The organism is Streptomyces sp. NPDC052016 (genome assembly GCF_044548445.1).
GTDB lineage: Bacteria > Actinomycetota > Actinomycetes > Streptomycetales > Streptomycetaceae > Streptomyces.
In genome coordinates, this window is sequence record NZ_JBIUBX010000039.1 from 56,085 (window position 1) to 79,019 (window position 22,935).

At 73.2% G+C, this 22,935-nt stretch carries 24 protein-coding genes; 15 read left to right on the forward strand and 9 right to left on the reverse strand.

Annotated elements, in window-relative coordinates; all coding sequences use genetic code 11:
• Positions 1–140: 140 nt before the first annotated feature.
• The 3 genes from ACIHAR_RS36600 to ACIHAR_RS36610 all read left to right on the forward strand — a co-directional run bounded on the left by ACIHAR_RS36600 (position 141) and on the right by ACIHAR_RS36610 (position 3,079).
• Positions 141–1,724 (forward strand): ABC transporter substrate-binding protein, encoded by a 1,584-nt coding sequence (locus ACIHAR_RS36600; RefSeq protein ID WP_365464851.1) that lies wholly within the window; start codon positions 141–143, stop codon positions 1,722–1,724.
• Positions 1,725–1,814: 90 nt separating this feature from the next.
• Positions 1,815–2,498, forward strand: coding sequence for a uracil-DNA glycosylase (gene ung / locus ACIHAR_RS36605; protein ID WP_365464854.1), 684 nt, complete (start codon positions 1,815–1,817; stop codon positions 2,496–2,498).
• A gap of 101 nt (positions 2,499–2,599) precedes the next feature.
• The gene (locus ACIHAR_RS36610) at positions 2,600–3,079 is read left to right on the forward strand and encodes a hypothetical protein (RefSeq protein WP_365464857.1); all 480 of its coding nucleotides are present in this window, start codon (positions 2,600–2,602) and stop codon (positions 3,077–3,079) included.
• Positions 3,080–3,588: 509 nt separating this feature from the next.
• Here the strand turns inward: ACIHAR_RS36610 and ACIHAR_RS36615 are convergent.
• Complete coding sequence (locus ACIHAR_RS36615; protein ID WP_365464860.1) at positions 3,589–4,095, reverse strand: hypothetical protein; 507 nt, start codon at positions 4,093–4,095, stop codon at positions 3,589–3,591.
• Positions 4,096–4,212: 117 nt separating this feature from the next.
• The gene (locus ACIHAR_RS36620; protein WP_365464863.1) at positions 4,213–4,818 is read right to left on the reverse strand and encodes a TetR/AcrR family transcriptional regulator; all 606 of its coding nucleotides are present in this window, start codon (positions 4,816–4,818) and stop codon (positions 4,213–4,215) included.
• A gap of 95 nt (positions 4,819–4,913) precedes the next feature.
• On the opposite strand from ACIHAR_RS36620, the gene ACIHAR_RS36625 reads away from it, so the two are divergent.
• Together ACIHAR_RS36625 and ACIHAR_RS36630 are read left to right on the forward strand one after the other, a co-directional pair.
• Entirely contained in the window at positions 4,914–6,134 is a 1,221-nt protein-coding gene (locus ACIHAR_RS36625; protein ID WP_400023528.1) for an FAD-dependent oxidoreductase, read from the forward strand.
• A 10-nt stretch (positions 6,135–6,144) separates the two neighbouring features.
• On the forward strand, positions 6,145–7,056 hold the full coding sequence (locus tag ACIHAR_RS36630; protein ID WP_365464868.1) for a Gfo/Idh/MocA family oxidoreductase: 912 nt from the start codon (positions 6,145–6,147) through the stop codon (positions 7,054–7,056).
• On the opposite strand, the gene lnt is transcribed toward ACIHAR_RS36630, so the two are convergent.
• Both lnt and ACIHAR_RS36640 read right to left on the reverse strand, forming a co-directional pair.
• Entirely contained in the window at positions 6,974–8,542 is a 1,569-nt protein-coding gene (lnt, locus tag ACIHAR_RS36635) for an apolipoprotein N-acyltransferase (RefSeq protein ID WP_400023530.1), read from the reverse strand. The two genes, ACIHAR_RS36630 and lnt, sit on opposite strands and share 83 nt — an antisense overlap.
• Before the next feature lie 92 nt (positions 8,543–8,634).
• The gene (locus ACIHAR_RS36640) at positions 8,635–9,108 is read right to left on the reverse strand and encodes a nuclear transport factor 2 family protein (RefSeq protein WP_365464874.1); all 474 of its coding nucleotides are present in this window, start codon (positions 9,106–9,108) and stop codon (positions 8,635–8,637) included.
• 111 nt (positions 9,109–9,219) lie between these two features.
• On the opposite strand from ACIHAR_RS36640, the gene ACIHAR_RS36645 reads away from it, so the two are divergent.
• Genes ACIHAR_RS36645 through ACIHAR_RS36655 form a run of 3 tightly spaced genes read left to right on the forward strand, consistent with a single transcriptional unit; the run spans position 9,220 to position 11,820 of the window.
• Entirely contained in the window at positions 9,220–9,867 is a 648-nt protein-coding gene (locus ACIHAR_RS36645; RefSeq protein WP_400023532.1) for a DUF4291 domain-containing protein, read from the forward strand.
• 55 nt (positions 9,868–9,922) lie between these two features.
• Complete coding sequence (locus ACIHAR_RS36650; protein WP_365464880.1) at positions 9,923–11,038, forward strand: AI-2E family transporter; 1,116 nt, start codon at positions 9,923–9,925, stop codon at positions 11,036–11,038.
• 41 nt (positions 11,039–11,079) lie between these two features.
• A complete protein-coding gene (locus tag ACIHAR_RS36655) occupies positions 11,080–11,820 on the forward strand; it encodes an SDR family NAD(P)-dependent oxidoreductase (protein WP_400023534.1) in 741 nt (246 codons plus the stop codon).
• A 36-nt stretch (positions 11,821–11,856) separates the two neighbouring features.
• Here the strand turns inward: ACIHAR_RS36655 and ACIHAR_RS36660 are convergent, their stop codons facing one another.
• On the reverse strand, positions 11,857–12,036 hold the full coding sequence (locus ACIHAR_RS36660) for a hypothetical protein (protein WP_400023535.1): 180 nt from the start codon (positions 12,034–12,036) through the stop codon (positions 11,857–11,859).
• Positions 12,037–12,187: 151 nt separating this feature from the next.
• On the opposite strand from ACIHAR_RS36660, the gene ACIHAR_RS36665 reads away from it, so the two are divergent.
• On the forward strand, positions 12,188–12,640 hold the full coding sequence (locus ACIHAR_RS36665; protein WP_365464889.1) for a hypothetical protein: 453 nt from the start codon (positions 12,188–12,190) through the stop codon (positions 12,638–12,640).
• A 106-nt stretch (positions 12,641–12,746) separates the two neighbouring features.
• Here ACIHAR_RS36665 and ACIHAR_RS36670 read toward each other — a convergent pair whose 3' ends face one another.
• Complete coding sequence (locus ACIHAR_RS36670; RefSeq protein WP_400023536.1) at positions 12,747–13,622, reverse strand: undecaprenyl-diphosphate phosphatase; 876 nt, start codon at positions 13,620–13,622, stop codon at positions 12,747–12,749.
• Positions 13,623–13,950: 328 nt separating this feature from the next.
• On the opposite strand from ACIHAR_RS36670, the gene ACIHAR_RS36675 reads away from it, so the two are divergent.
• The 3 genes from ACIHAR_RS36675 to ACIHAR_RS36685 are packed head-to-tail and all read left to right on the forward strand — an operon-like array spanning position 13,951 to position 16,759.
• Entirely contained in the window at positions 13,951–15,114 is a 1,164-nt protein-coding gene (locus tag ACIHAR_RS36675) for a Gfo/Idh/MocA family protein (RefSeq protein WP_400023538.1), read from the forward strand.
• Positions 15,111–16,037, forward strand: coding sequence for a PmoA family protein (locus ACIHAR_RS36680; RefSeq protein ID WP_365467546.1), 927 nt, complete (start codon positions 15,111–15,113; stop codon positions 16,035–16,037). Before ACIHAR_RS36675 ends, ACIHAR_RS36680 begins: the two co-directional genes overlap by 4 nt.
• On the forward strand, positions 16,031–16,759 hold the full coding sequence (locus ACIHAR_RS36685) for a cupin domain-containing protein (protein WP_400023539.1): 729 nt from the start codon (positions 16,031–16,033) through the stop codon (positions 16,757–16,759). The genes ACIHAR_RS36680 and ACIHAR_RS36685 overlap by 7 nt, the downstream gene beginning before the upstream one ends.
• 482 nt (positions 16,760–17,241) lie before the next feature.
• Here the strand turns inward: ACIHAR_RS36685 and ACIHAR_RS36690 are convergent, their stop codons facing one another.
• Positions 17,242–17,715 (reverse strand): winged helix-turn-helix transcriptional regulator, encoded by a 474-nt coding sequence (locus ACIHAR_RS36690; RefSeq protein WP_400023541.1) that lies wholly within the window; start codon positions 17,713–17,715, stop codon positions 17,242–17,244.
• 135 nt (positions 17,716–17,850) lie between these two features.
• Between ACIHAR_RS36690 and ACIHAR_RS36695 the strand changes: the two genes are divergently transcribed.
• Positions 17,851–19,020, forward strand: coding sequence for a thiolase family protein (locus ACIHAR_RS36695; protein ID WP_365467552.1), 1,170 nt, complete (start codon positions 17,851–17,853; stop codon positions 19,018–19,020).
• A 7-nt stretch (positions 19,021–19,027) separates the two neighbouring features.
• On the opposite strand, the gene ACIHAR_RS36700 is transcribed toward ACIHAR_RS36695, so the two are convergent.
• A complete protein-coding gene (locus ACIHAR_RS36700; RefSeq protein ID WP_400023543.1) occupies positions 19,028–19,828 on the reverse strand; it encodes a TVP38/TMEM64 family protein in 801 nt (266 codons plus the stop codon).
• 49 nt (positions 19,829–19,877) lie between these two features.
• On the opposite strand from ACIHAR_RS36700, the gene ACIHAR_RS36705 reads away from it, so the two are divergent.
• On the forward strand, positions 19,878–20,600 hold the full coding sequence (locus tag ACIHAR_RS36705; protein WP_400023545.1) for a DNA alkylation repair protein: 723 nt from the start codon (positions 19,878–19,880) through the stop codon (positions 20,598–20,600).
• A gap of 7 nt (positions 20,601–20,607) precedes the next feature.
• Here ACIHAR_RS36705 and ACIHAR_RS36710 read toward each other — a convergent pair whose 3' ends face one another.
• Entirely contained in the window at positions 20,608–21,150 is a 543-nt protein-coding gene (locus ACIHAR_RS36710; protein WP_400023547.1) for a hypothetical protein, read from the reverse strand.
• 332 nt (positions 21,151–21,482) lie between these two features.
• Here ACIHAR_RS36710 and tuf point away from each other — a divergent pair, with 332 nt between their 5' ends.
• Positions 21,483–22,652, forward strand: a complete 1,170-nt coding sequence (gene tuf, locus ACIHAR_RS36715; protein WP_400023548.1) for an elongation factor Tu — start codon at positions 21,483–21,485, stop codon at positions 22,650–22,652.
• Positions 22,653–22,935 lie beyond the last annotated feature (283 nt).

Genomic DNA, 22,935 nt, shown 5'->3' on the forward strand with positions numbered 1-22,935 from the left:
GTGTCGGGCCCTCGCACACGGTCATGACAACGTCGTCACGGCGGACGTGATCAAGAACGCTCCACATCCGCGTCCTCAATCGGCGTGGCCCTGCGGTATGGTCTGCCGACCCTTGGTATGGCAGATCGAGGAGCGTGCGCGTGTTCAACCGGAACCGATCCTTGCAGCAGGTGGCGGCGATCGTGTCCATATCGCTGGTGACCGGATGCAGTCTCCTGGGCGACGAGGGCTCCGACGACGCCGGGCCGATCGTCGTCGGCACGACGAGCGCCCCCAGCACGCTGGACCCCGCCGCGGCCTGGGACGGCTCCTGGGAGCTGTTCCGGAACGTCTACCAGACGCTCCTCTCCTACCCGACCGGCGCGACCACGCCGCAGCCGGACGCCGCCAAGAGCTGCGAGTTCACCGACTCCACCAGCCAGACGTACCGCTGCGAACTGCGCGAGGGCCTCACCTTCTCCAACGGCGACAAGCTCGACGCGGCGGCCGTGAAGCACTCGATCGACCGGATCAAGGAAATCAACGCCGCCACCGGTCCGGCCGGGCTGCTGGGCAGCCTCGAACGGGTCGAGGCGATCGACGAGCGCGAGGTCGTCTTCCGGCTCAACAAGCCCGACGCCACCTTCCCCTTCGTGCTCGCCACCCCCGGCATGTCCCTCGTCGCGCCGAACGACTACCCCGCGAAGTCGCTCCGCGAGGAGGGCGGCCTGGTCGGCTCCGGCCCGTACCGTCTGGAGAAGTACGACGAGGGCGAGCAGGCGGTCCTCGTGCGCAACGACAGCTACAAGGGCTCCGCAGACCGCAAGAACAACGCGGTGACCATCCGCTACTTCCAGGACTCCGCCGAGATGGTCAAGGCGCTGCGCAGCAAGCAGATCGACATCACCTACCAGGGCCTGGCCGCCGACGACATCGTCGCCCTGGAGAACAAGGGCGCCGACAACGAGGGCCTGGAGCTCGTCGAGAGCTCCTCCAGCAACATCAACTACCTGGTGTTCAACCCCAAGGACCCCATGGCGAACAAGCTCGCCGTGCGCCAGGCCGTCGCCCAGGTCGTCGACCGGGCCGCGATCGCCCACAAGGTCTACAAGGACACCGTCGACCCGCTGTACTCCATGGTCCCGAAGGGCCTCACCGGCCACACCACCGGCTTCTTCGACGACTACGGCAAGCCCGACCCGGACAAGGCCCGCGAGATCCTCGCCGACGCCGACATCGACACGCCGGTGCCGCTCACCCTCTGGTACACGTCCGACCGCTACGGCTCCGACACCGCCCTGGAGTTCAAGGAGCTCAAGGCGCAGCTGGAGGACTCCGGGCTGTTCGAGATCACCCTGAAGAACCGACCCTGGAAGACCTACGTGGTCGGCTACCAGAAGGGCGAGTACCCGGTCTTCGGCCGCGGCTGGGCCCCCGACTTCCCGGACGCGGACAACTTCATCGCCCCCTTCGTCGGCGAACAGAACGCGCTCGGCACGCCCTACCCGGAGAAGCAGATCACCGACGTGCTGCTGCCGCGCTCCCGTGAGGAGAGCGACCGCGCCAACGTGGTGAAGGAGTTCGAGGAAGCCCAGCAGATCCTCGTCGACGACGCCCGGCTGCTGCCGCTGTGGCAGGGCAAGCAGTACGTCGCCTCGAACGAGGACATCTCCGGCGGGGAGCGGTCGCTGGACCCGTCGACGATCATGATGGTGTGGGAGCTGTCCCGCAAGACGAGCTGGTAGCGGCCGGCGGGGCGGACCGCGCGGCCGGCTGTCAGTGGTCACCTGTAGGTTCTGTGGCCTGGAAGTGACCGCACAACGAAGGACGTTGACGTGACCGACACCGCCATGCTGCCCGAGTCCTGGCGCGGGGTCCTGGGCGACGAGCTGCAGCAGCCCTACTTCAAGGAGCTGACGGAGTTCGTCGAGGAGGAGCGAGCGAAGGGTCCCGTCTACCCTCCGCGCGAGGAGGTCTTCGCCGCGCTCGACGCCACGCCGTACGAGCAGGTGAAGGTCCTCATCCTCGGCCAGGACCCGTACCACGGCGAGGGCCAGGGGCACGGCCTGTGCTTCTCGGTGCGGCCCGGCGTGAAGATCCCGCCGTCGCTGCGCAACATCTACAAGGAGATGCACGAGGAGCTGGGCACGCCCGTCCCGGACAACGGCTACCTCATGCCGTGGGCCCGGCAGGGCGTGCTGCTGCTCAACGCGGTCCTCACCGTCCGCTCCGGCGAGGCGAACTCCCACAAGGGCAAAGGCTGGGAGAAGTTCACGGACGCGGTGATCCGCGCCGTGGCCGACCGGCCCGACCCGGCGGTCTTCGTCCTGTGGGGCAACTACGCGCAGAAGAAGCTCCCCCTGATCGACGAGACGCGGCACGCGGTGGTCAAGGGCGCGCACCCCTCCCCGCTGTCCGCGAAGAAGTTCTTCGGCTCCCGCCCCTTCACCCAGATCAACGAAGCCGTGGCCCGGCAGGGCCACGAGCCGATCGACTGGACGGTCCCGAACCTCGGCTGAGCCCCGCCGGGCCGGTCCCTCCCCGGACCGGCCCGGTGCCGCCTGACGGGGATCACCGCCACCTGCGGCTAGCGTCGTGGCAACGACGCAAGGAGGCCGCGGTGGCGGAGCATCGACAGGGGCAGGCGGCACCGGACGCCGTGCTGACCCGCATCGGGCAGGTCGTGATGCTGCATCACGGGGGAGATCGCGAAGAGGCCCGGCGCCGCCTGCTCGACCTGTGGACGGAGATCGGCGAGGACGGCGACCCGCTGCACCGCTGCACCGTGGCCCACTACCTGGCCGACACCCAGGACGACCCCTTCGACGAACTGGCCTGGGACCTGCGCGCCCTGACCGCGGCCGAGGAGCACGAGGGCTCACTCGAGGCGCGGGCGATGTACCCCTCGCTCCACCTCAACCTGGCGGCCGACTACGTGAAGCTGGGCCGCTCCGACGCCGCCCGCACGCATGTGCGCAGGGCACGCCGAGCGGCCGGCGCCCTGCGGGACGACAGCTACGGGGACGGCGTGCGGGCGGCGATCAGCAGGATGGAGCTGCGGCTGGGCGAGGGCGGCTTCGACGGCTCCCTCGACGACTGACGAACTGAGGTCGGGACGGGCGGCTTGGGCGGGCCCCGACGAGCACCGCTCTGGGGTCGGTGGCGGCTTCGGCGGCGGCCGCGGTGACCGACGCTCCCATGCAGGGGGCGGCTTGGGCGGCTCTCGACGCGCAGTCCTCCGAGGTCGGCGGGCGGTTTCGGCGGCGGCCGTCGCGGCGACTGACGCTCGGACGCTGGGGGCGGGCGGCTTGGGCGGGCCCCGACGAGCACCGCTCTGGGGTCGGGGGCGGTTTCGGCGGCGGCCGCGGTGACCGACGCTCCCATGCAGGGGGCGGGTTGGGCGGCTCTCGACGCGCAGTCCTCCGAGGTCGGCGGGCGGTTTCGGCGGCGGCCGTCGCGACTGACGCTCCGACGCAAGGGTGGGTGGCTTGGGCGGCCCCCGAAAGCGGCCCCCGGAGGCCGAGGGCCGGCTTCGGCGGCCACCGCAGCGAGAAACTGCGACGGCCCCGGAGGGCGGCTTCGGTGGCACAGCCCTGCGGTGAGTGGCGCCTAGCGCCCGTAGGTCCCCTCGCAGATCACCGCCTCAGGGCTGTCGGCGCGCCAGCCTCCGTACTGCCGGCCGAGCGCGCACACGCCGCTGTTCCCGTGGCCCTCGTTCCGCACGTCGGGGACCGCGACGGGCGGGTGCGCGGGGCGCCGGGGCTCCGGGCGTGCCGAGCGGGGGTGCGGTTGCCGATGCGGCTTCGGCTGCGGGTGGGAGCGGGCCGGCGGGGGTTCCGCGGCCGGTGTCGCCGGGGCGGCCCGCCGCCGCTGGGGAGGTGGCGTCGACTCCGGCCCGCGTCCCCGCCCCACCCTCTCCAGCGCCTCCAGGGCCGGCGACTGCACGACGTGCGTCCCGGCCTGCCGGTCCGGCCGGGACACGGACGGCACGGGCACGGACGGCTGGGAGGCACGAGCGGGCGGTCCGGGCACGGGCGGGTACTGGACGGTCACGCAACCGGTCAGGGCCGAGACGGTCAGCAGGAGCGTTGCGGTGGTCGACGTCGTTCGATGCACCCGCGCCACTCTGCTGGCTCCCGCCCGCACGGGCACGACGGTCCGGCACGGAATGGCCCGCACGGGTGATCCACCGCCCCGTACGAGGGGTGTTCGCCCGCTTCGGATGACGGTAGGTCAGTCGCCGTTGACGCCGTGGAGCATCCCGGCGAGCAGTTCCCGCAGCCCCGCCCGCACCTGGTCCAGGCTCGGGACCTCCGCGTGGAACGACCCGGCGACGCAGCTGAACATCAGACCGTCCGCCCAGGCCACGAGCGACAGCACGTGCCGGGCCGGGTCCGTCGAGCCCATCGCCGTGACCAGGACGGTGAGCCGGTCGCGGAAGCGGGCTCCGGCCGCGTCGAAGTGGGCCCGCAGCTCGGGGCGGCGCGTGGCCTCCAGTGCCAGTTCGTAGCGGGCGAGCGTCAGCTCGCGGTTGCGGGTCAGCGCGCGGTGCGTCGCCAGGGCGAGCGCGTCCACCACGGTGGGGAGACCGGCCCGGGGGTCCGGCATCTCGTCCAGGGCCAGCACCCGGGCCTCGCGGTCGGCGAGGCGGCGCACCGCGAGCTCCAGGAGCGCCTGGCGGGTGCGGGCGAGGTTGGAGGTCGAGCCCTGGGGAAGTGCGGCTGCCTCGTCGACGGCCCGGTGGGTGAGGCCGCGCATCCCCCGCTCGGCGAGCAGGGCGAGGGCGGCGTCGGCGACGCGGTCGGCGCGCGAGGCGCTCGGAACGGTGCGTACGGGCATGGCGTCCAACCTACCCGTCTCACTACGGCTGTAGTACAGTCGGGCGCAGGTTTGCACTACAGATGTAGTGCGGAGGGTCGGAGACTGGAGGAGCCATGGCACAGCCCGGTCACGCGGTCGTCGTCGGCGGCGGTATCGGAGGCCTGACCGCCGCGGTCGCCCTGTACCAGCGGGGGTGGAGGGTCACCGTGCTGGAGCGGTCCCGCTCCCTGGAACCGGTCGGCGCGGGCATCTCCCTGGCGCCCAACTCGCTGCGCGCCCTGGACGTCATCGGCCTCGGCGACGAGATCCGCGACCTGGCCGCCTGGCAGGGGGACGGGGGCCTGCGCACACCCGGCGGGCGGTGGCTCGCCCGCTCCAGCGCCGACGCGGCGGCCCGCCGCTTCGGCGGTCCGCTCGTCCTGCTCCATCGGGCCACCCTCGTCGACCGCCTCGCCGCACGGCTGCCACCGGAGGCCCTCCACACGGACGTCGGCGCGACCCTCACCGACCCCGGCGACGACCGCCGGCCCGCCAGGGTGAGCACGTCCGGCGGCGAGTGGGAGGCGGACCTGGTGGTGGCCGCCGACGGCATCCGCTCCGCCGTACGCGGTGCGCTCTTCCCGAGCCACCCTGGCCTCGCCTACTCGGGGTTCACCACCTGGCGGGTCGTCATCCCGGTGCCCGGCGTGGAGTTCGCCTCGCACGAGACCTGGGGGAGGGGCCGCATCTGGGGCACCCACCCGCTGAAGGACGGCCGGGTCTACGCCTACGCCGCGGCCATGACCCCCGCCGGACACCACGCGCCCGACAACGAGAAGGCCGAACTCCTCCGCCTCTTCGCCGACTGGCACGCCCCGATCCCCGCCGTCCTCGCCGCCGCCCGCCCCGAGGACGTCCTGCGGCACGACGTCCACCACCTCGCCCGGCCACTGCCCGCGTTCCACCGCGGCCGCGTCGCCCTCCTCGGCGACGCCGCCCACGCCATGCCCCCGACCCTCGGGCAGGGCGGCAACCAGGCCATCGAGGACGCGATCGTCCTGGCCTTCCACCACGCGCGACCCCGCTCGAGCGGGGGGACCCCCGTCTGCGACGGCCTCGCCGCGTACACGGCCGCCCGGCTGCCCCGCACGACGGCCATCTCCCGCCAGGCCGTCAGGGTCGCCCGCCTCAACATGACGAGCAACCGCGCGCTGATGGCCGTACGCGACACCGCCTTGGTCGCGCTGTCCGCCGTCGGACCCGCGCTGCTCCTGCGCGGCTTCGAGGGGATCGCCGACTGGCGGCCGCCGCAGGCCCCGTATGCTGCGGTGCAGGCAGGCGCGGACCAGCAGTGAAGGAGCTCCCGTGAAGGTCGGCTGCATCGGACTCGGCGACATAGCGCGGAAGGCGTACCTGCCGGTGCTCGGCGCGCTGCCCGGACTCGAACTGCACCTCCAGACCCGCACGCCGGCCACCCTCGACCAGGTCGCCGACGCCCTGCGCGTCCCGGCCGGTCAGCGGCACCGGGACCTCGACGCGCTGCTCGCCCAGGGCCTGGACGCGGCCTTCGTGCACGCGCCCACCACCGTCCACCCCGAGATCGTGACCCGGCTGCTGGAGGCGGGTGTCCCGACCTACGTCGACAAGCCGCTGGCGTACGACCTCGCCGACTCGGAGCGGCTCGTGGCGCTCGCGGAGGAGCGCGGGACGAGCCTCGCCGTCGGCTTCAACCGGCGGTTCGCGCCCGGCTACGCGCAGTGCGCCGACCATCCGCGCGAGCTGATCCTCATGCAGAAGAACCGGATCGGGCTGCCCGAGAAGCCGCGCACGATGATCCTCGACGACTTCATCCACGTCGTCGACACCCTGAGGTTCCTGGTGCCGGGGCCGGTGGACGACGTGACCGTGCGGGCCCGGACGGTGGAGGGGCTGCTGCACCACGTCGTCCTGCAGCTCTCCGGGGACGGCTTCACCGCGCTCGGGGTGATGAACCGGCTCAGCGGCTCGAACGAGGAGATTCTCGAGGTGTCCGGTCAGGACACCAAGCGGCAGGTCGTCAACCTTGCCGAGGTCATCGACCACAAGGGCCAGCCGACCGTACGGCGGCGCGGCGACTGGGTGCCGGTGGCCCGCCAGCGCGGCATCGAACAGGCCGTCGTGGCCTTCCTCGACGCCGTGCGCGCGGGCAAGGTGCTCAGCGCCCGTGACGCGCTGGCGACTCACGAACTGTGCGAGCGGGTGGTCCGAGCGGTGCGGGAGTCCTCCGGCGCAGCCTGACCGCGCTCACCCCCTCCATGAGGCAGACGGCCGCGAGGACCAGCAGGGCCGCGTGGACCGGCCAGTCGCCGAAGCGGACGTACGGAGTGACGCCCTCGGTGAGCGGCACCTCGTGGACGGCCGTGGTGCTCGCGTCGGTTCCGAGCCACGGCCCCAGACGCCGGCCGCTCGCGTCGTAGACGGCGGAGACGCCCGTCAGCGTCGCGTGGACGAACGGCCGGCCGGTCTCCGCCGCCCGCAGGGCGCCGAGGGAGGCGTGCTGCCCGGGCGCCCAGCTCTGCTGGAACGTCGACGTCGACGACTGGGCGACCAGCACGTCCGCCCCGTCCTCGGTCAAATGACGGCTCATGTCGGGGAACGCGGTCTCGAAGCACACCATCGGGCCGATCCGCAGCCCGGGGCCGGCGTTCATCACGACCTGCTCGGCGCCGCGCCGGCGGTCCTCACCGGCCGCCTTGCCGACGGAGGTCGCCCAGCCGAGCAGGGAGCGGGCCGGGACGTACTCACCGAAGGGCACCAGCCGCATCTTGTCGTACCGGTCGCCGGTCGGGCCGTCCGGTCCGACCAGGATCGAGCTCTTGTAGATGCCGGGCCGGTCGGAGCGGCGCGCGTCGACGTTGACCAGCATGTCCGCGCCGGTCGCCCGGGACAGCTGCGCCAGGCGCCGCGCCAGGTCGGGCCGGTCGTCCAGGTCGTAGCCCACGCTGCTCTCGCCCCAGACGATCAGATCGACGTCCTGCCCGACGAGCCGGCGGGTCAGCTGCTCCTCCCGGTCGAAGCGGCGTTCGGGGCCGTCGACGACACCCGGCTGCACGACGGCGATCCGGGCCTGCCGCCCGTCGGCGTCGGGGCGGGGCGACCACACCCAGGCGGCGGAGGCCGTGGCGGCGGTGGCCACGAGGCCCGCCACGGCGGGCACCCGGTGCGCCGGCACGGCGACGAGCACGGCGACCGCCACGTTCACGGCCACCACGAGGAAACTGAGCAGCCACACGCCGCCCAAGGACGCCAGCCGCAACGCCGGCTCCACCTGCCACTGACTCGCCCCGAGCATGCCCCACGGCCCGCCCAGCCCCTGCCAGGAACGGACGAGTTCCACGGCCAGCCAGCCCGACGGCACCACCACGAGCGCGGCCCCGACCCGGCCCCACGAGGGCACACCCCCGAGGAACCGGCGCACGAGCCGGCCCCACGGCGCCCACAGCGCGCCCAGCAGAGCGGCGATCACGAGCGTGAAGACGTGCAGGTTCGGCAGCAGCCACAGGTGCATCGCCAGCATGAAACCGAACCCGCCGCTCCAGCCGTCGTACATCGCCCGCCTGCCCGTCGGGGCCGAGCGGACGAGCAGGAGCCAGGGAACGAGCGCGAGGAAGGCCCACCACCACAGACCCGGCGCCGGGAACGCCGGCACGGGCAGCGCACCCGCCAGTGCCCCGACGGCGGAACGCCGCCACGGGGAGGTGAGCCAGGGACCGAACGTCTTCATACGGCACCTCCCTACCCGCTGGTGGCTCCAGTGTGCGCGCGGGGATCGATCTCCGACCAGATGGGCCCGGCCGGCGGCCGGGCCACCTTCGGTCAGCCGGCGGAGCCCCCGCCGGGCAGGCGCCGCCACTTCTCCTGGACGACCACCTCGCGCACCCGCCACCCGTCGTCCGTCCGCAGCAGCCCGAAGGCGTACCGTCCGCCGCAGACGAAGTCGGGCGCCGCCGAGGAGCCGTCGTCGGCCAGCCGCATCGGATTGACGTAGTCGGCCTGGACCCGGGCGGTGTCACCCCGCTCCCGCTCCAGTACCCCGAAGCGGAGGCGACGGTTCACGATGAGGTGCTGCCGCATCGAGAACAGCCGCATGCTCTCCGCGAGCCATGCGGCGACCTTCCCGGCCTCCCCCTCGATACCGCCGGCGGAACGGTAGTCGGCCCGCCCGTCCGGCGTGAACAACTCCCGGTACGCCGCCCAGTCCCCGTCGTCGACCGCCACCGCGTAGTCGGTGATCAGCCCGTCGACGGCCAGCCGGTCCATCACGGTGGCGAGCTCCACACGCTGCGTCATGGCCCGAGTGTTGGGCATGGGACCTGCCGAGCCAAGAGGCGTGCGGCGACCGGCGCGGGCACGCGGATATTCGGTGGCCGTACGGGCCGCAGGACGGCGAGGCTGAGAACCGTGAACGATCAAACCGTCGAACGACTTCCTCAACAACCGGTCGAACCCTCCGTCGAACAGGAACCGAAGTTCCGCATCCGCGCCCGGCACACCGAGGACACGGTCACCGTCTACCAGGCGTACCGCCCGAAGATCGGCAACGCGGCGGCCCGCAACGGCCGCTTCCCGTCAGCGTGGAGCCGAGAGCGCATGACGTGGATCAAGCCGTCCTTCCTCTGGATGATGTACCGCTGTGGCTGGGCCACGAAGGAGGGGCAGGAGACCGTCCTCGCCGTCGGGATCACCCGCGAAGGCTTCGAGTGGGCGCTGCGGAACGCCTGTCTCTCGCACTACGTCCCGGCCCTGCACGGCGACCAGGACGCCTGGAAGCGGCAGTTGAAGCGGTCGCCCGCGCGTGTGCAGTGGGATCCGGAACGCGACCTGCACCTCAACCCGCTGCCCTACCGGTCACTCCAACTGGGCCTGGCGGGTGAGGCGACGATCCGTTACGCCGACGAGTGGATCACCGGCATCCAGGACGTCACGCCCCTGGCCCGGCGGATCCACGCCCACGTTCGCGCCGGCGAACTCGACCTGGCGAAGGCGCTGTTGCCACGGGAGCGGCCCTACCCGGTGGCGGACGATGTGCTGACTCATCTGCGGCGGTAGGCCACTTGGTCACGGGGTGGACGAAGTGTGATCGCCGTGCCAATAGGGTGACCCCATGCTTCCCACGTTGAGTCCCGCGAGGACCCGCACCGCGCTCCGCACGTCGGCGCGGATCTCCGCCGACCTGTTGCTCGTCCTCGTGATGCTCACGGTCGCCCTGTGGGTGCTGGGCCGGATGTGGTCGATCGTCTGGCCGCTGGTCGTCGGCCTGCTGCTCACCACGCTGACCTGGCCCGCGGCGCGTTTCCTGCGGCGTCACGGCTGGCCTCCCGCCCTGGCGGCGTCGGCGGTGACCGTGCTGTTCCTGCTGGTCGCCGGGGGCGTCGTGACGCTGATCGCCGTGCCGGTGGCGTCGCAGTCCGGTGAGTTGGCCGACGGCGTCGTCGAAGGCATCCAGAAGCTGCGCGACTGGGCCGCCGGGCCGCCGCTGAACATCGGCGACGACCAGATCTCCCAGGCCTTCGACACCGCGGTCGCCCGCGCCCAGGACGGCCTCGGCAGCGCGGTCACCTATGTCGTCACGGGCGTGAGCACCGTGGTCAACGGTGTGATCACCGCCGTCCTGGCGCTCTTCCTGATGTTCTTCTTCCTCAAGGACGGTCCACGGTTCCTGCCGTGGCTGGCCCGTCAGCTGCCCGGTCGGCTCGCCACCGACGTCCCGGCCGTGGCCGCGCGCAGTTGGGACACCCTGGGGGCGTTCGTGCGGTCCCAGGCGTTCGTCGGGTTTCTCGACGCCGTGCTGATCGGACTCGGCCTGTGGATTCTGGACGTGCCGCTGGTGCTTCCGCTGGCGGTGCTGACCTTCGTCTCCGCGTTCGTACCGATCGTGGGTGCCCTCTTCGCCGGCTTCGTCGCGGTCCTCATCGCCCTGGTCTCGAACGGCCTGACGGACGCGTTGATCGTGCTGGCCATCATCGTCGGGGTGCAGCAGCTCGAGGGCAACGTGTTCCAGCCCATGATCCAGAGCCGTGGGCTGGGCCTGCACGCGGCGGTGGTCCTGCTGGCGGTGACGCTGGGCGGCAGCCTGGCCGGCATCGTGGGCAGTCTGCTCGCCGTTCCGGTCGCCGCGGTGATCGCGGTGGTCTGGAACTACGTGCGCGAGCAGCTCAGCGACCCGCCCGAGCAGTTGGAGGGCGACGAGCCGCGCTCCGGTGTCGTCGTACCGTCGTGAACGCAAGCGTGCGTTGATCAGGCGTCAGGTCAGGGGAGATCATGAAGCGACTCGTCACCGTCGTCACCGGCGGCAGCCGGGGGATCGGCGCCGCCGTCTGTCGGCGGCTCGCGGCCGAAGGGCACGACGTGGCGGTCGGCTACGTCCGCGACGCCGAGGCCGCGGAAGCGGTGGCCGACGCGGTGCGCGAGGCGGGTGCCCGCGCCGTCGCGGTGCGCGGGGACACCTCCGTCGAGGCGGACGTGGAGCGTCTCTTCGCGGTGGCGGAGGACCGGCTGGGGCCCGTGACGGGGTTGGTGAACAACGCCGCCGTGACCGGGCCGCTCGGGCGGCTCGCCGACACCGACACCGCCGACCTGCGCCGGGTCGTGGACGTCAGTCTGCTGGGCGTGCTGCTGTGCGCGCGGCGGGCGGCGCAGCTGATGACGCCCCGGGGCGGCGGGGTGATCGTCAACATCTCGTCGGCGGCCGCGACCCTCGGCAGCCCCGGCGAGTACGTCCACTACGCGGCGACCAAGGCCGGCGTCGACGCCCTCACCGTGGGCCTGTCCAAGGAACTCGGTGCGGACGGCATCCGCGTCAACGCGGTCGCGCCCGGCGTCATCGACACCGAGATCCACGCGGCCATGGGCGACCCGGACCGGCCTCGTCGGGCCGCCGCCTCGATTCCGCTGGGGCGAGCAGGGCAGGCCGAGGAGATCGCGGCGGCGGTGGCGTACCTGATGTCGCCCGACGCGTCGTACACGACCGGGGCGGTGCTGCGCGTGGCGGGGGGACGGTGACCGGGGACGGTGGGTGACGGAGGCGCGGGGCGGCCTTCAGGCCGCTTCGACCACCTCGCCGCGGATCGCCGCCGCCCACTCCACCACCAGCAGCTCGTACTCGGCCCGCTCCTCGGCCGACAGGGACCCGCCCGCACGCAGCCACAGTGCCCGGATCTCCTCGTTCACCTCGGCAGCAGACCGCACGGAACCAGGGGCGACAGAAGTGGGGGACATGCGCACCAGCGTAGGCCCAAGCGCTGACCGTGCGCTACCGGTCGGCTACGCGAACCGTATGGGGTTGGTCACGGCCGGGAGGAAGCCCCTGCGGGGTGCGCCGATCGTGGCACCATGCCGTGACCAGCGAACACTGTCCAGGGGGGACACCATGCGCACCCACGCCACCACCGTCATGGCCGCCGCGCTCCTCGCCGCGCTCACCGCCTGCTCGTCCGGCGGCGACGACAAGGCGCAGCCCGCTGGCGACTCGGGCAAGCCCGTGGCCGAGCCGACCATCAGTGTCCCGGCCGACAAGCAGGGTGACGATCTCGAGGCCGCCGTCGCCGTGTACACCAGCGCGTACTTCGCGGCCGACGCCGACACCGCGTACGGCATGCTGTCGAAGCGATGCCAGGGGGAGATCGGCGCGGACGCGTACGCCGGTGTCGTACGGCAGGCGAACAAGGAGCACGGGGAGGACCACCCGGCCACCGACGTGCGGGCGGAGGTGTCCGGCGAGCTCGGCCGCGCCACCTACAAGGTGCAGGGGCTGCCCGAGTTCGATCAGACCAGGCAGCCCTGGACGCTGGAGGACGGCGCCTGGAAGTACGACGCCTGCTGACCCGTCAGGATCCGCACGCCGGGCTGCGCCCGCACCGAGGCCCCACCGGGCACCTGCCGGTGGGGCCTTCGCGAGCGGAGACGGCGACGTGAGGCGACGGGGCTCGTCAGCCCGCGGACTCGGCCGCGTGAGGACTCAGCACGCCCAGGCTCACCAGGGCTATCACCAGTACGCCGAGCGCGATGCGGTAGTAGACGAACGGCATGAAGGACTTGGTGCTGATGAACTTCATGAACCACGCGATGACCGCGTAACCGCACGCAAAGGCGATCACCGTCGCGAACGCCGTCGGCCCCCAGTCCACGTGGCCGCCCTCCATCGCGTCCTTCAGCTCGAAGAGGCCGGAGGCCATGACCGCGGGGATGGCGAGCAGGAACGAGTATCGGGCCGCCGCCTCACGCTTGTAGCCCATGAAGAGGCCGCCGCTGATGGTGGCGCCGGAGCGGGAGACGCCCGGGATGAGGGCGCAGGCCTGGCAGAGGCCGAAGATGAGGCCGTCCCTGACGCCCAGGTTGTCCAGGGTCTTGCGCTGCTTGGGCGCGCGGTGCCGTCCGCCGTTCTCGTCGCGCGCCGCCAGCCGGTCGGCGATGCCGATGACGATGCCGATCACGATCAGCATGGTCGCGGTCACCCGCAGGTCGCGGAACGGTCCCTCGATCTGCTCCTTGAGCGTGACGCCGAGCACACCGATCGGGATCGAGCCGACGATCACCAGCCAGCCCATCTGGGCGTCGTGGTCCTTGCGCATCGTCTTGTCGAACAGTGACCGGGACCACGCCGAGATGATCCGGCCGATGTCCTTGCGGAAGTAGATCAGCACCGCGGCCTCCGTGCCGATCTGGGTGATCGCCGTGAAGGCGGCGCCGGGGTCCTCCCAGCCCGAGAAGGCAGCGGTCAGCCGCAGGTGCGCGCTGGAGGAGACGGGGAGGAACTCGGTCAGCCCCTGGACGAGTCCGAGGATGAGGGATTCAAACCAAGACATGAGGTTACGGAGTCCAAGTGCCGATCGGAGAGGGGCGGCGGACACGGCGGGCCGCCGCGCGCGGTGATCAAGTGGTGTGCGAGAGGCAGCGTAGCGCCCCTCGGTGACAGCCCGGGCACAGGGGTTTCGGCCGGAGCCGCGGAGGGGAAGCGTCCGCGGCGGCGGACCTGCGCCGATGTGTTGACCGGCCGCCGTGCGGACGCTTACGTTGCTGCCGCAGAGAAAGCGCTTGCTGCGTGATCGGGTCCCGTGGCGTCACCCGGGCGCCCGGCTCGTGCGCCGGTCTGCTCGGTTGCCCGGTCGTTCGTCGAGGAGTGCTGATCCGCCCATGACCCCACCCGCATCCGCTCCGCTCGCCGGCCGTCGCATCCGCGCCGCCGTCATCGGCACCGGCGCCATCGCCCGCGGCTCGCACCTGCCCGCCCTGGACCGGCTCGCGGCCGAGGGTGAGACCGAGGTCGTCGCGGCCGTCGACATCGACGGGGCCGCGGTCGAGGCCTTCTGCGCGGAAGGCGGGATTCCGCACGCCTACACGGACCTGGAACGGATGCTCGCCGAGCAGCGCCCCGACCTGGTGACCATCTGCACGCCGCCGACCCTGCACCGCGAGCAGAGCGTGGCCGCGCTGCGCGCCGGAGCCTGGGTGTGGTGCGAGAAACCGCCGGTGCCGACGCTCGCCGACTACGACGCCGTCCAGGCGGAGGAGGGGGCGGACGGCGGCCCGTACGCCTCGATCGTCTTCCAGCACCGCTTCGGGTCCGGTGCGGAGCACGTACGGCGGCTGCTCGCCGAGCAGGCCATGGGGCGGCCGCTGGTGGCGCACTGCCAGACGACCTGGTACCGCGACACGGCCTACTACGCCGTGCCCTGGCGCGGCCGCTGGCGGACCGAGGGCGGCGGCCCGGCCATGGGCCACGGCATCCACCAGATGGACCTGCTGCTGGAACTGCTCGGCCCGTGGAGCGAGGTGCGCGCGATGGCCGGACGGCTCGTGCACGACGTGGAGACCGAGGACGTCTCCACCGCCCTGGTGCGCTTCGAGAACGGCGCCATGGCCACGATCGTGAACAGCGTCCTCAGCCCCGACGAGGTCAGCCGCATCCGCATCGACTGCGAGCGCGCCACCGTCGAGCTCACCCACCTGTACGGCCACTCCAACGACAACTGGCGCATCACCCCCGCCCCGGACGTCCCCGGCGACCGGGCGGCCGCCTGGCAGGACTTCGGGCCGGACGTGCCCAGCTCCCACCTGGCACAACTGCGCGCACTGGTCGCGAGCATGCGCGCGGGGGAGCGGCCGCGCAGCAGCGGGGCCGACGGGCGCACCAGCCTGGAGCTGGTCACCGCGCTGTACAAGTCGGCGTTCACGGACGCGACGGTCGAGCGGGGCGAGATCGGGACCGGCGACCCCTTCTACACGGCCCTGCACGGCGGCGCCCCCGGCTGGGCGCCGGCCGCGGTGCCGCTCGGCACCGAGGAGGTGCCCGCGTGACCGGTCTGCGGCTCGTCCACGCGCACGGCGACCGCATCACGGTGGCCGACCCGGCCACCGGCGTCGAACTGCTCACCTACGTCTACCGGCCGGAGGCCGCCTGGGAGGCGCCGAAGCCGTACATCCACCCCCTGCGCACCCTCGCGGGCGACGTCGTCACCGACTACCGGCCCAACGACCACCGCTGGCACAAGGGCCTGTCGCTGACCGCCTCCCACCTCTCGGGCGCGAACCTGTGGGGTGGCAACAGCTACGTCCACGGCCAGGGGTACCTCGAACTCCCCGAACGGGTCGGCTCCATGACGCACGTGGCCTTCGACGAGGTCGCGGTCGACGGCGACCGGGCCGTCGTCGCCGAGCGGCTGACCTGGCACCCGCACAGCGGCGAGCTGTGGGCCGAGGAGGCGCGCCGGATCGAGGTGCACGACGTCGACCGGGCCTTCGGGTCCTGGGCGCTGACCTGGACGAGCGCCATCACCAACCGCCGGGACGAACCCCTGCGGTTCGGCAGCCCGACCACCGCCGGACGCGAGATGGCCGGTTACACCGGCCTGTTCTGGCGCGGCCCGCGCGCCTTCCGGGACGGACGGATCATCGGCCCCGAGGGCGAGGGCCCGGAACTGATGGGCACGCAGGGCCCCTGGCTCGCCCTCTCCGGCGAGCACGACGGCACCGACGGCCACGCCACCGTCGTCTTCGCCCACGCCCCCGAGAACGACGAGTCCGGTGCCCTGGGCGCCCACCCCGCGCACTGGTTCGTCCGCAACGAGCCGTTCGCGGGCATCGCCCCGTCCTGGGCCTTCTACGACGAGCTGGAGCTCGCCCCCGGCGACACCCTCACCCGCCGCTACCGCGTCGTCGTGGCGGACGGGGCCTGGGAGCGGGAGGAGATCGCCAAGTACCTCGCGGCACACCCGTGGTGAGCGCCTACGGCGGGCTGCCCGGCGGCGTCGCCGTCTCGCGCCTGTGCGTCTACGACTGGGCCGCGGCCGACGGCCTGCACGGCGGAACACCCCATCTGCACCTGGTCTGCTCGGAGGGCTACGTCGTCACCGGCGGACGCGGCGCGGTCCAGACGCTGACCGCCTCCGGGTACGAGGTCACGCCCCTCGCGCCCGGCACGGTCGCCTGGTTCACGCCGGGCACCGTCCACCGGCTGGTCAACGAGGGCGACCTGCGCATCACCGTCCTGATGCAGAACAGCGGGCTGCCGGAGGCGGGCGACGCGGTCCTCACCCTGCCCCCGCGGTACCTGACCGACCCCGAGACGTACGCCGCCGCCACCACGATCCCGGCCGACGCGCCGGAGGCGGAGCAGGAACGGTTCGCCCGGGCCCGGCGCGACCTGGCCCTGGAGGGCTACCGGGCCCTGTGCGAGGCGGACGGCCCCGAGGTCCTCGCCGCCTTCCACCGAGCCGCCGCCGCCCTCGTACGGCCCCGGCTCACCGAGTGGCGCGAGCGCTGGCTGCGCGGGGCTCAGGCGGCCGCCGAGGCGACGGGGGAGCAGCTCGACCGGCTGGCGGACGGTGACGTCTCCCATCTCGCCGGTGCGGCCGTACGGTCCGAACAGCCGTCGGTCCACGGGAAGTTCGGCATGTGCGGGCGGCTGGACGTCTACCGGCAGGGGGTCACGGACCGGCCGTGACCCGCGAGGTCCTGGCGCCGGCGGTGGCGCCACGGGCGGCCCTCGCGGGGGCGTTCCTCGGTCACGTAGGGCCGGCGGTGCGGGGAGAGGCCGCTCCGGTGGACTCGGCGGTCGACGCGAGGCCCGCACGCCGGTCAGGACCGTCGGCGGGTCGTCGTCCGTCGTGCCGTCGCCGTCCCCCGGCCAACACGCCGCAGCCGTCACCGGGGTTCGGCGCCGCGTGGCGGGCCGGCCCCGCGCAGAGGCCGCTCCCTGGGCGACAGGCCGCCCGACGGGTCCTCGAAGAACGCCTCCCGCCCCACAGCGCGTCATCGGGGGAGAGGCCGCGGCAGGTCGGCGAGGTGTGTGCCCGGCCGGCCCCCGCAGGGGTCCTGCCGTTCAGCGGCCGGGCACCGCTCAGCCCCGCGGCGGCCGTCCCGTCGTCCGCTGGGAGGGTACGCGGTCCGGCGGGAGAGCACGCGGTCCGGGCGTGCCGCCGTCCGTCACACGGCCGTCGGGCCGGCCACCGTCCAGCCCGGGGTCTGGGGGTGGGCCCTCAGGTCCTCGTGGCGCACCTGGTCGCCGCAGGCCGTGCAGGTGACCACGGGGACCATCTCGTGGCCGCAGACGTGCTCGATCACCATGGGGCGGTCGTCGTCCTTGCGGAGATGGCGGTCGCCCCACGCCATCAGCGTCATCAGGACCGGCTCGAGTTCGAGCCCCGCCTGGGTCGGCCGGTACTCGAAGCGCTGGGGCCGCTCGCTGTAGACGCGCTTGGTGAGGATCCCGGCCTCGACGAGGCGGCGCAGGCGGGTGGCGAGGACGTCGCGCGGAGCGCCGATGTTGCGCACCAGCTGGTCGAAACGGCCGTTGCCGAGACACACCTCCCGCAGCACGAGCAGGGAGTACTTCTCGCCGACGAGCGCGAGGGTGTCGGCGATGGAGCAGGGGCGCGGTTCTTTGGAGGAGGCGGCCATGCCGCCCAGTCTAGGTGAGGGTTTGATTTTCCAACTGACGGCGCTATGGTGAGTTCGGATTTCCTACTCACTGGTAATCGCTCAGGTGGGCTCGGACCCGGACGGCCGGGCCCCTGCGGCCAAGGAGGCCCGCGCATGCGTGACGCAGTCATCGTCGAAGCCGTACGCACCCCGATCGGCAAGGGCAAGCCGAACGGTTCGCTCGCCCACGTGCACCCCGTCGAACTCCTCGCCCACACCCTGCGCACCCTCGTCGAGCGCTCCGGCGTCGACCCCGCGCTGATCGACGACGTCATCGGCGGCGCCGTCGACCAGGTCGGCGAGCAGGCCATGAACACCACCCGCTACGCCGCCCTGTCCGCGGGCTTCCCGGAGACGGTCCCGGCGACCACCGTCGACCGGCAGTGCGGCTCCTCCCAGCAGGCCGTGCACTTCGCCGCGCAGGGCGTCATCGCGGGCGCGTACGACCTCGTCGTCGCCTGCGGGGTCGAGTCGATGAGCCGCGTGCCGATGTGGTCCAACGTGCCGCCCGGCAAGGACCCCTTCGGTCCCGGCGTCGCCGAGCGCTACCCCGAGGGCCTCGTCCCGCAGGGCATCAGCGCCGAACTCATCGCCGCCAAGTGGTCCCTCACCCGCGAGCAGATGGACACCTTCGCCCTCACCTCTCACCGCAAGGCCGCCGAGGCCTGGGACAAAGGTCTCTTCGACGCCGAGATCGCGCCCCTGGACGGCGTCTCGCGCGACGAGTGCGTCCGCCCGGACAGCACCCTCGAGGTCCTGGCCGGCCTCAGGCCCGCCTACCACGACCCCGCGTTCGCCGAGCGCTTCCCGCAGATCGAGTGGAACGTCACCGCCGGCAACGCCAGTCCCGTCAACGACGGTGCCTCGGCCGTGCTGATCACCTCCAGTGAGACCGCCGCCCGCCTGGGACTGCGCCCGCTCGCCCGCCTGCACAGCTTCGCCGTCACCGGATCCGACCCGCTGCTGATGCTCACCGGCGTCGTCCCCGCGACGGAGAAGGTGCTGCGCCGGGCACGCCTGTCCCTCGACGACATCGACCTCTTCGAGGTCAACGAGGCCTTCTCCAGTGTCGTCCTGGCCTGGCGGCAGGAGACCGGCGCCGACCTCGCCAAGGTCAACGTGCACGGCGGCGCGATCGCGCTCGGCCACCCGCTCGGCGCGAGCGGCACCCGTCTGACGACGACCCTGGTGCACGCGATGCGCGAGCGCGGCGCCCGCTACGCCCTGCAGACGATGTGCGAGGCGGGCGGTCTGGCCAACGCGATGGTGCTGGAGTCGGTGTAACGGGCCGTCACCGGGCCCGCAGGTGGTGGCGTTTGCGCCACGCCACCACCGCGCCCCCCAGCGCCGGCAGGGCGATGCCGGCCGCCGCGATCAGGAACACCGGCGAGGTCGGGGACGAGGCGCTGGCCCCGGCGACGACGTACGCGGTCGTGTTCGGGACCGAGCCGAGCGCGGTCGCGACCAGGAACGGCAGCCAGCCCATGCGGGAGACGGCGGCGCAGTAGTTCGCGGCCCAGAACGGCACCCCCGGGAAGAGCCGGGCGGCCAGCATGGAGCGCAGCCCGTGCCGGCTCAACTGGCCGTCCGCGGCCTTCAGGAGCCGGCCCCGCAGCAGTGGCCGCAGTGCGTCCTGCCCGAGGATCCGGCCCAGCCCGAAGGCGATCCCCGCACCCAGCACCGTGCCACCCAGCGCCGCGCCGAGGCCCAGCTGCGAGCCGAACAACGCCCCCGCGGCCAGGTTCAGCAGCGGCCGCGGCACGAACGCCACCGTGCACAACCCGTACGCGACCGCGAAGACCAGCGCCGCCGTGGCGCCGCCCAGCTGGGGTGGCCAGCCCTCGGCGAGCAGATTCTGCGGTTCGAAGAGCAGCACCCCGGACGCGGCCGCCGCGAGCAGCGTGACCAGCAGGGAGAGACGGGACCACGGGGAGAGCAGCACTCTCGTGCAGCGCACGGCGAGACCGGTGCGTGCGGGCGCGGGCACGGGCGTGACGGGGGCGGGCACGGAGACGGGGACGAGGAGCTCCGTGGCGGCGGCCCGGGGAGAGGCCGTGGCGGTGCCCCCAGAGCGGGTGGTGGCATCGAGCATCCGGCGACACTAACCGACGGAAGTGTGTGATCGCCGTATGGTTCGTCTCATGACGGTCACAGGTGCGGAAACAACCGGCGTGCCGCCGAGCGCGCTCGCCGACGCCGTGCTGGAGCGGCTGACCGCCGCGTACGCCGCCGCGGCCGACCCCGCCCGGGCGGCGGCCATGGGCGCGTACCTGAAGGACGTGGCCCCCTTCCTGGGCCTGCCCACACCCGAGCGCCGCGTCCTGTCCCGGGCCGTCCTCGCGGGCACGCCCCGCCCCGACGAGGCCGACTGCACGGCGATCGCCCTGCGCTGCTGGGCGCTGCCGCACCGCGAGTACCACTACTTCGCCGTCGACTACCTCCGTCGGCACGCCGGACGCTGCACCTCGGCGTTCCTGCCGGTGGCCCGACGGCTCGTCACCACCGTCCCCTGGTGGGACACCGTCGACCCGCTCGCCGCGCACGTCGTGGGCGCCCTCGTCGCCGCCGACCCCCGTCTCACCGCCGAGATGGACGCCTGGATCGCCGACGACGACCTCTGGGTCGTCCGCACCGCCCTCCTCCACCAGCTCCGCTACAAGGAGCGCACCGACGCCGACCGCCTCTTCGCCCACTGCCTGCGCCAGTCGGGACACGAGGACTTCTTCATTCGCAAGGCGATCGGCTGGGCCCTGCGCGAGTACGCCAAGACCGACCCGGACGCCGTCCGCGCCTTCCTGGCCCGCGAGCACGGGCGGTTCGCGCCGCTGTCGGTGCGGGAGGCGCTGAAGAACATCGGGAGCTGAGCCTCCCTCACCGCCGGCGGGGCGCCTGGTCGTCGGGCGTCTCGGGGCTCGCGAAGTGGAAGGGGACCGAGAGGCGGTCGGCGAGGGCCCTGCCGACCCGGCCGGCCACGACCGCCGCGGGGTGGCGGGCGGCCGGCTCCTCGTCGCCGAGGTGCCGGACGGCCGCGGACCGGTGGATGGTGGCCAGTCGCAGCTCCCCCTCCGGATCGTCGGTGACGGCCACGAGGTCCACGAACCAGTCGTGGAAGGTGTCCCCGTCCCAGACGGCCTCCACGGCCACCACCCGGCCCGGCGCGCCGGCCGCACGGGCGGTCAGCGACTCCAGGTCGAGAGGGCTGTCGGGCGTACGGGCGATCCGGTCGCCGTGGTGCAGGTAGCGGTCGTGGACGACGAGCTGGGCCTCGGTGAGCCCCAGGCCACGGGCCCGGCCGGCCTCCCAGACGACGCGGACCGCCTGCAGGCGGGCGTCCTGGAGGACGTAGCCGTCGGCCTGGTCCCGGACGCCGGCCGGCAGCAGCCGCCACCACTCGGCCGCGGTCATGTCGGTCATGCGGGTCGTGTCTCCCCTCTCGTGCCGCCTCGCCCCCGACTCTCCCTCGGGAAAACCATTCGACACCGGTCGAACCGTCGGCGAGGATCACCACCATGTTCCGGTACGCCTTCGTCCTCGCAGCATCCGCCGTCGCGGATGCTCCGAAGGCTGCCGTTCCCGTTCTCCTGGCCGCTGTCGACGGCGCCCGAAGCTGACCCTCTCCGGATCGTCCGGCGGACCCCGCAGGGGGAGGGTCGGCGAAGTCCTCGGGGTCCCCGTCCCGGCCGGCGTCCCGCCGCAGCCGGGGCCATCACTCGGCATCCTTTCCTGAGAGGCTTCGAGGTACCGCCATGCCCAAGACGGCATACGTGCGCACCAAACCGCACCTGAACATCGGCACGATGGGTCACGTCGACCACGGCAAGACCACCCTGACCGCCGCCATCACCAAGGTCCTCGCCGAGCGCGGCGCCGGCACCTTCGTACCGTTCGACCGCATCGACCGCGCCCCCGAGGAGGCGGCGCGCGGCATCACCATCAACATCGCGCACGTCGAGTACGAGACCGACACCCGGCACTACGCGCACGTCGACATGCCGGGCCACGCCGACTACGTCAAGAACATGGTCACCGGGGCCGCGCAGCTCGACGGGGCGATCCTCGTCGTCTCGGCGCTCGACGGGATCATGCCGCAGACCGCCGAACACGTCCTGCTGGCGCGGCAGGTGGGCGTCGACCACATCGTCGTCGCCCTCAACAAGGCCGACGCCGGCGACGAGGAGCTCACCGACCTCGTCGAGCTGGAGGTCCGCGACCTGCTCACCGCGCACGGCTACGGCGGCGACGCCGCGCCCGTCGTCCGTGTGTCGGGGCTCAAGGCCCTGGAGGGCGACCCGCGGTGGACGGCGTCCATCGACGCGCTGCTCGACGCCGTCGACACGTACGTGCCGATGCCCGAGCGGTATGTCGACGCGCCGTTCCTGCTGCCCGTGGAGAACGTGCTCACCATCACCGGCCGGGGGACCGTCGTGACCGGCGCGGTCGAGCGGGGCACGGTACGCGTCGGCGACCGGGTCGAGGTGCTGGGCGCCGGCCTGGACACCGTGGTGACGGGCCTGGAGACCTTCGGCAAGCCGATGGAGGAGGCGCAGGCCGGGGACAACGTGGCGCTGCTGCTGCGGGGCGTGCCCCGCGACGCCGTCCGGCGGGGGCACGTCGTGGCGGCGCCGGGGAGCGTGGAGCCGCGGCGGCGGTTCACGGCGCGGGTGTACGTGTTGTCGGCGGCGGAGGGCGGGCGTGCGACGCCCGTCGCGAGCGGGTACCGGCCGCAGTTCTACATCCGCACCGCGGACGTGGTCGGTGACATCGACCTCGGCGACGCGGGGGTGGCGCGGCCCGGCGAGACGGTGACCATGGCCGTGGAGCTGGGGCGCGAGGTGCCTCTGGAGCCCGGGCTCGGGTTCGCCGTCCGTGAGGGCGGACGGACCGTGGGGGCGGGGACCGTGATCGCCGTCGAGTGACGGTGGTGCCGTGGGGGGGGGGGGGGGGGGGGCCCCCCCCCCCCCCCCCCCCGCCCCGCCGGCCCCCCCCGGGGGGGCGGCCCCCCCCCCCGGGGGGGGGGCGCCCCCCCCCGCCCCCCCGCCCCCCCCCCCGCCCCCCCCCCCCGGCGGGGGGGGGGGGGGGGCCCGCCGGGGGGGGGGCGGGGGGGGGGGGGGGGGGGGGGCCGGGGCCCCCCCCCGACGCGCTGATCGCCGCGCTGGCCCAGCGGGGGGTCGAGGCGCGGGGGCGCAGCGGGATGAACGT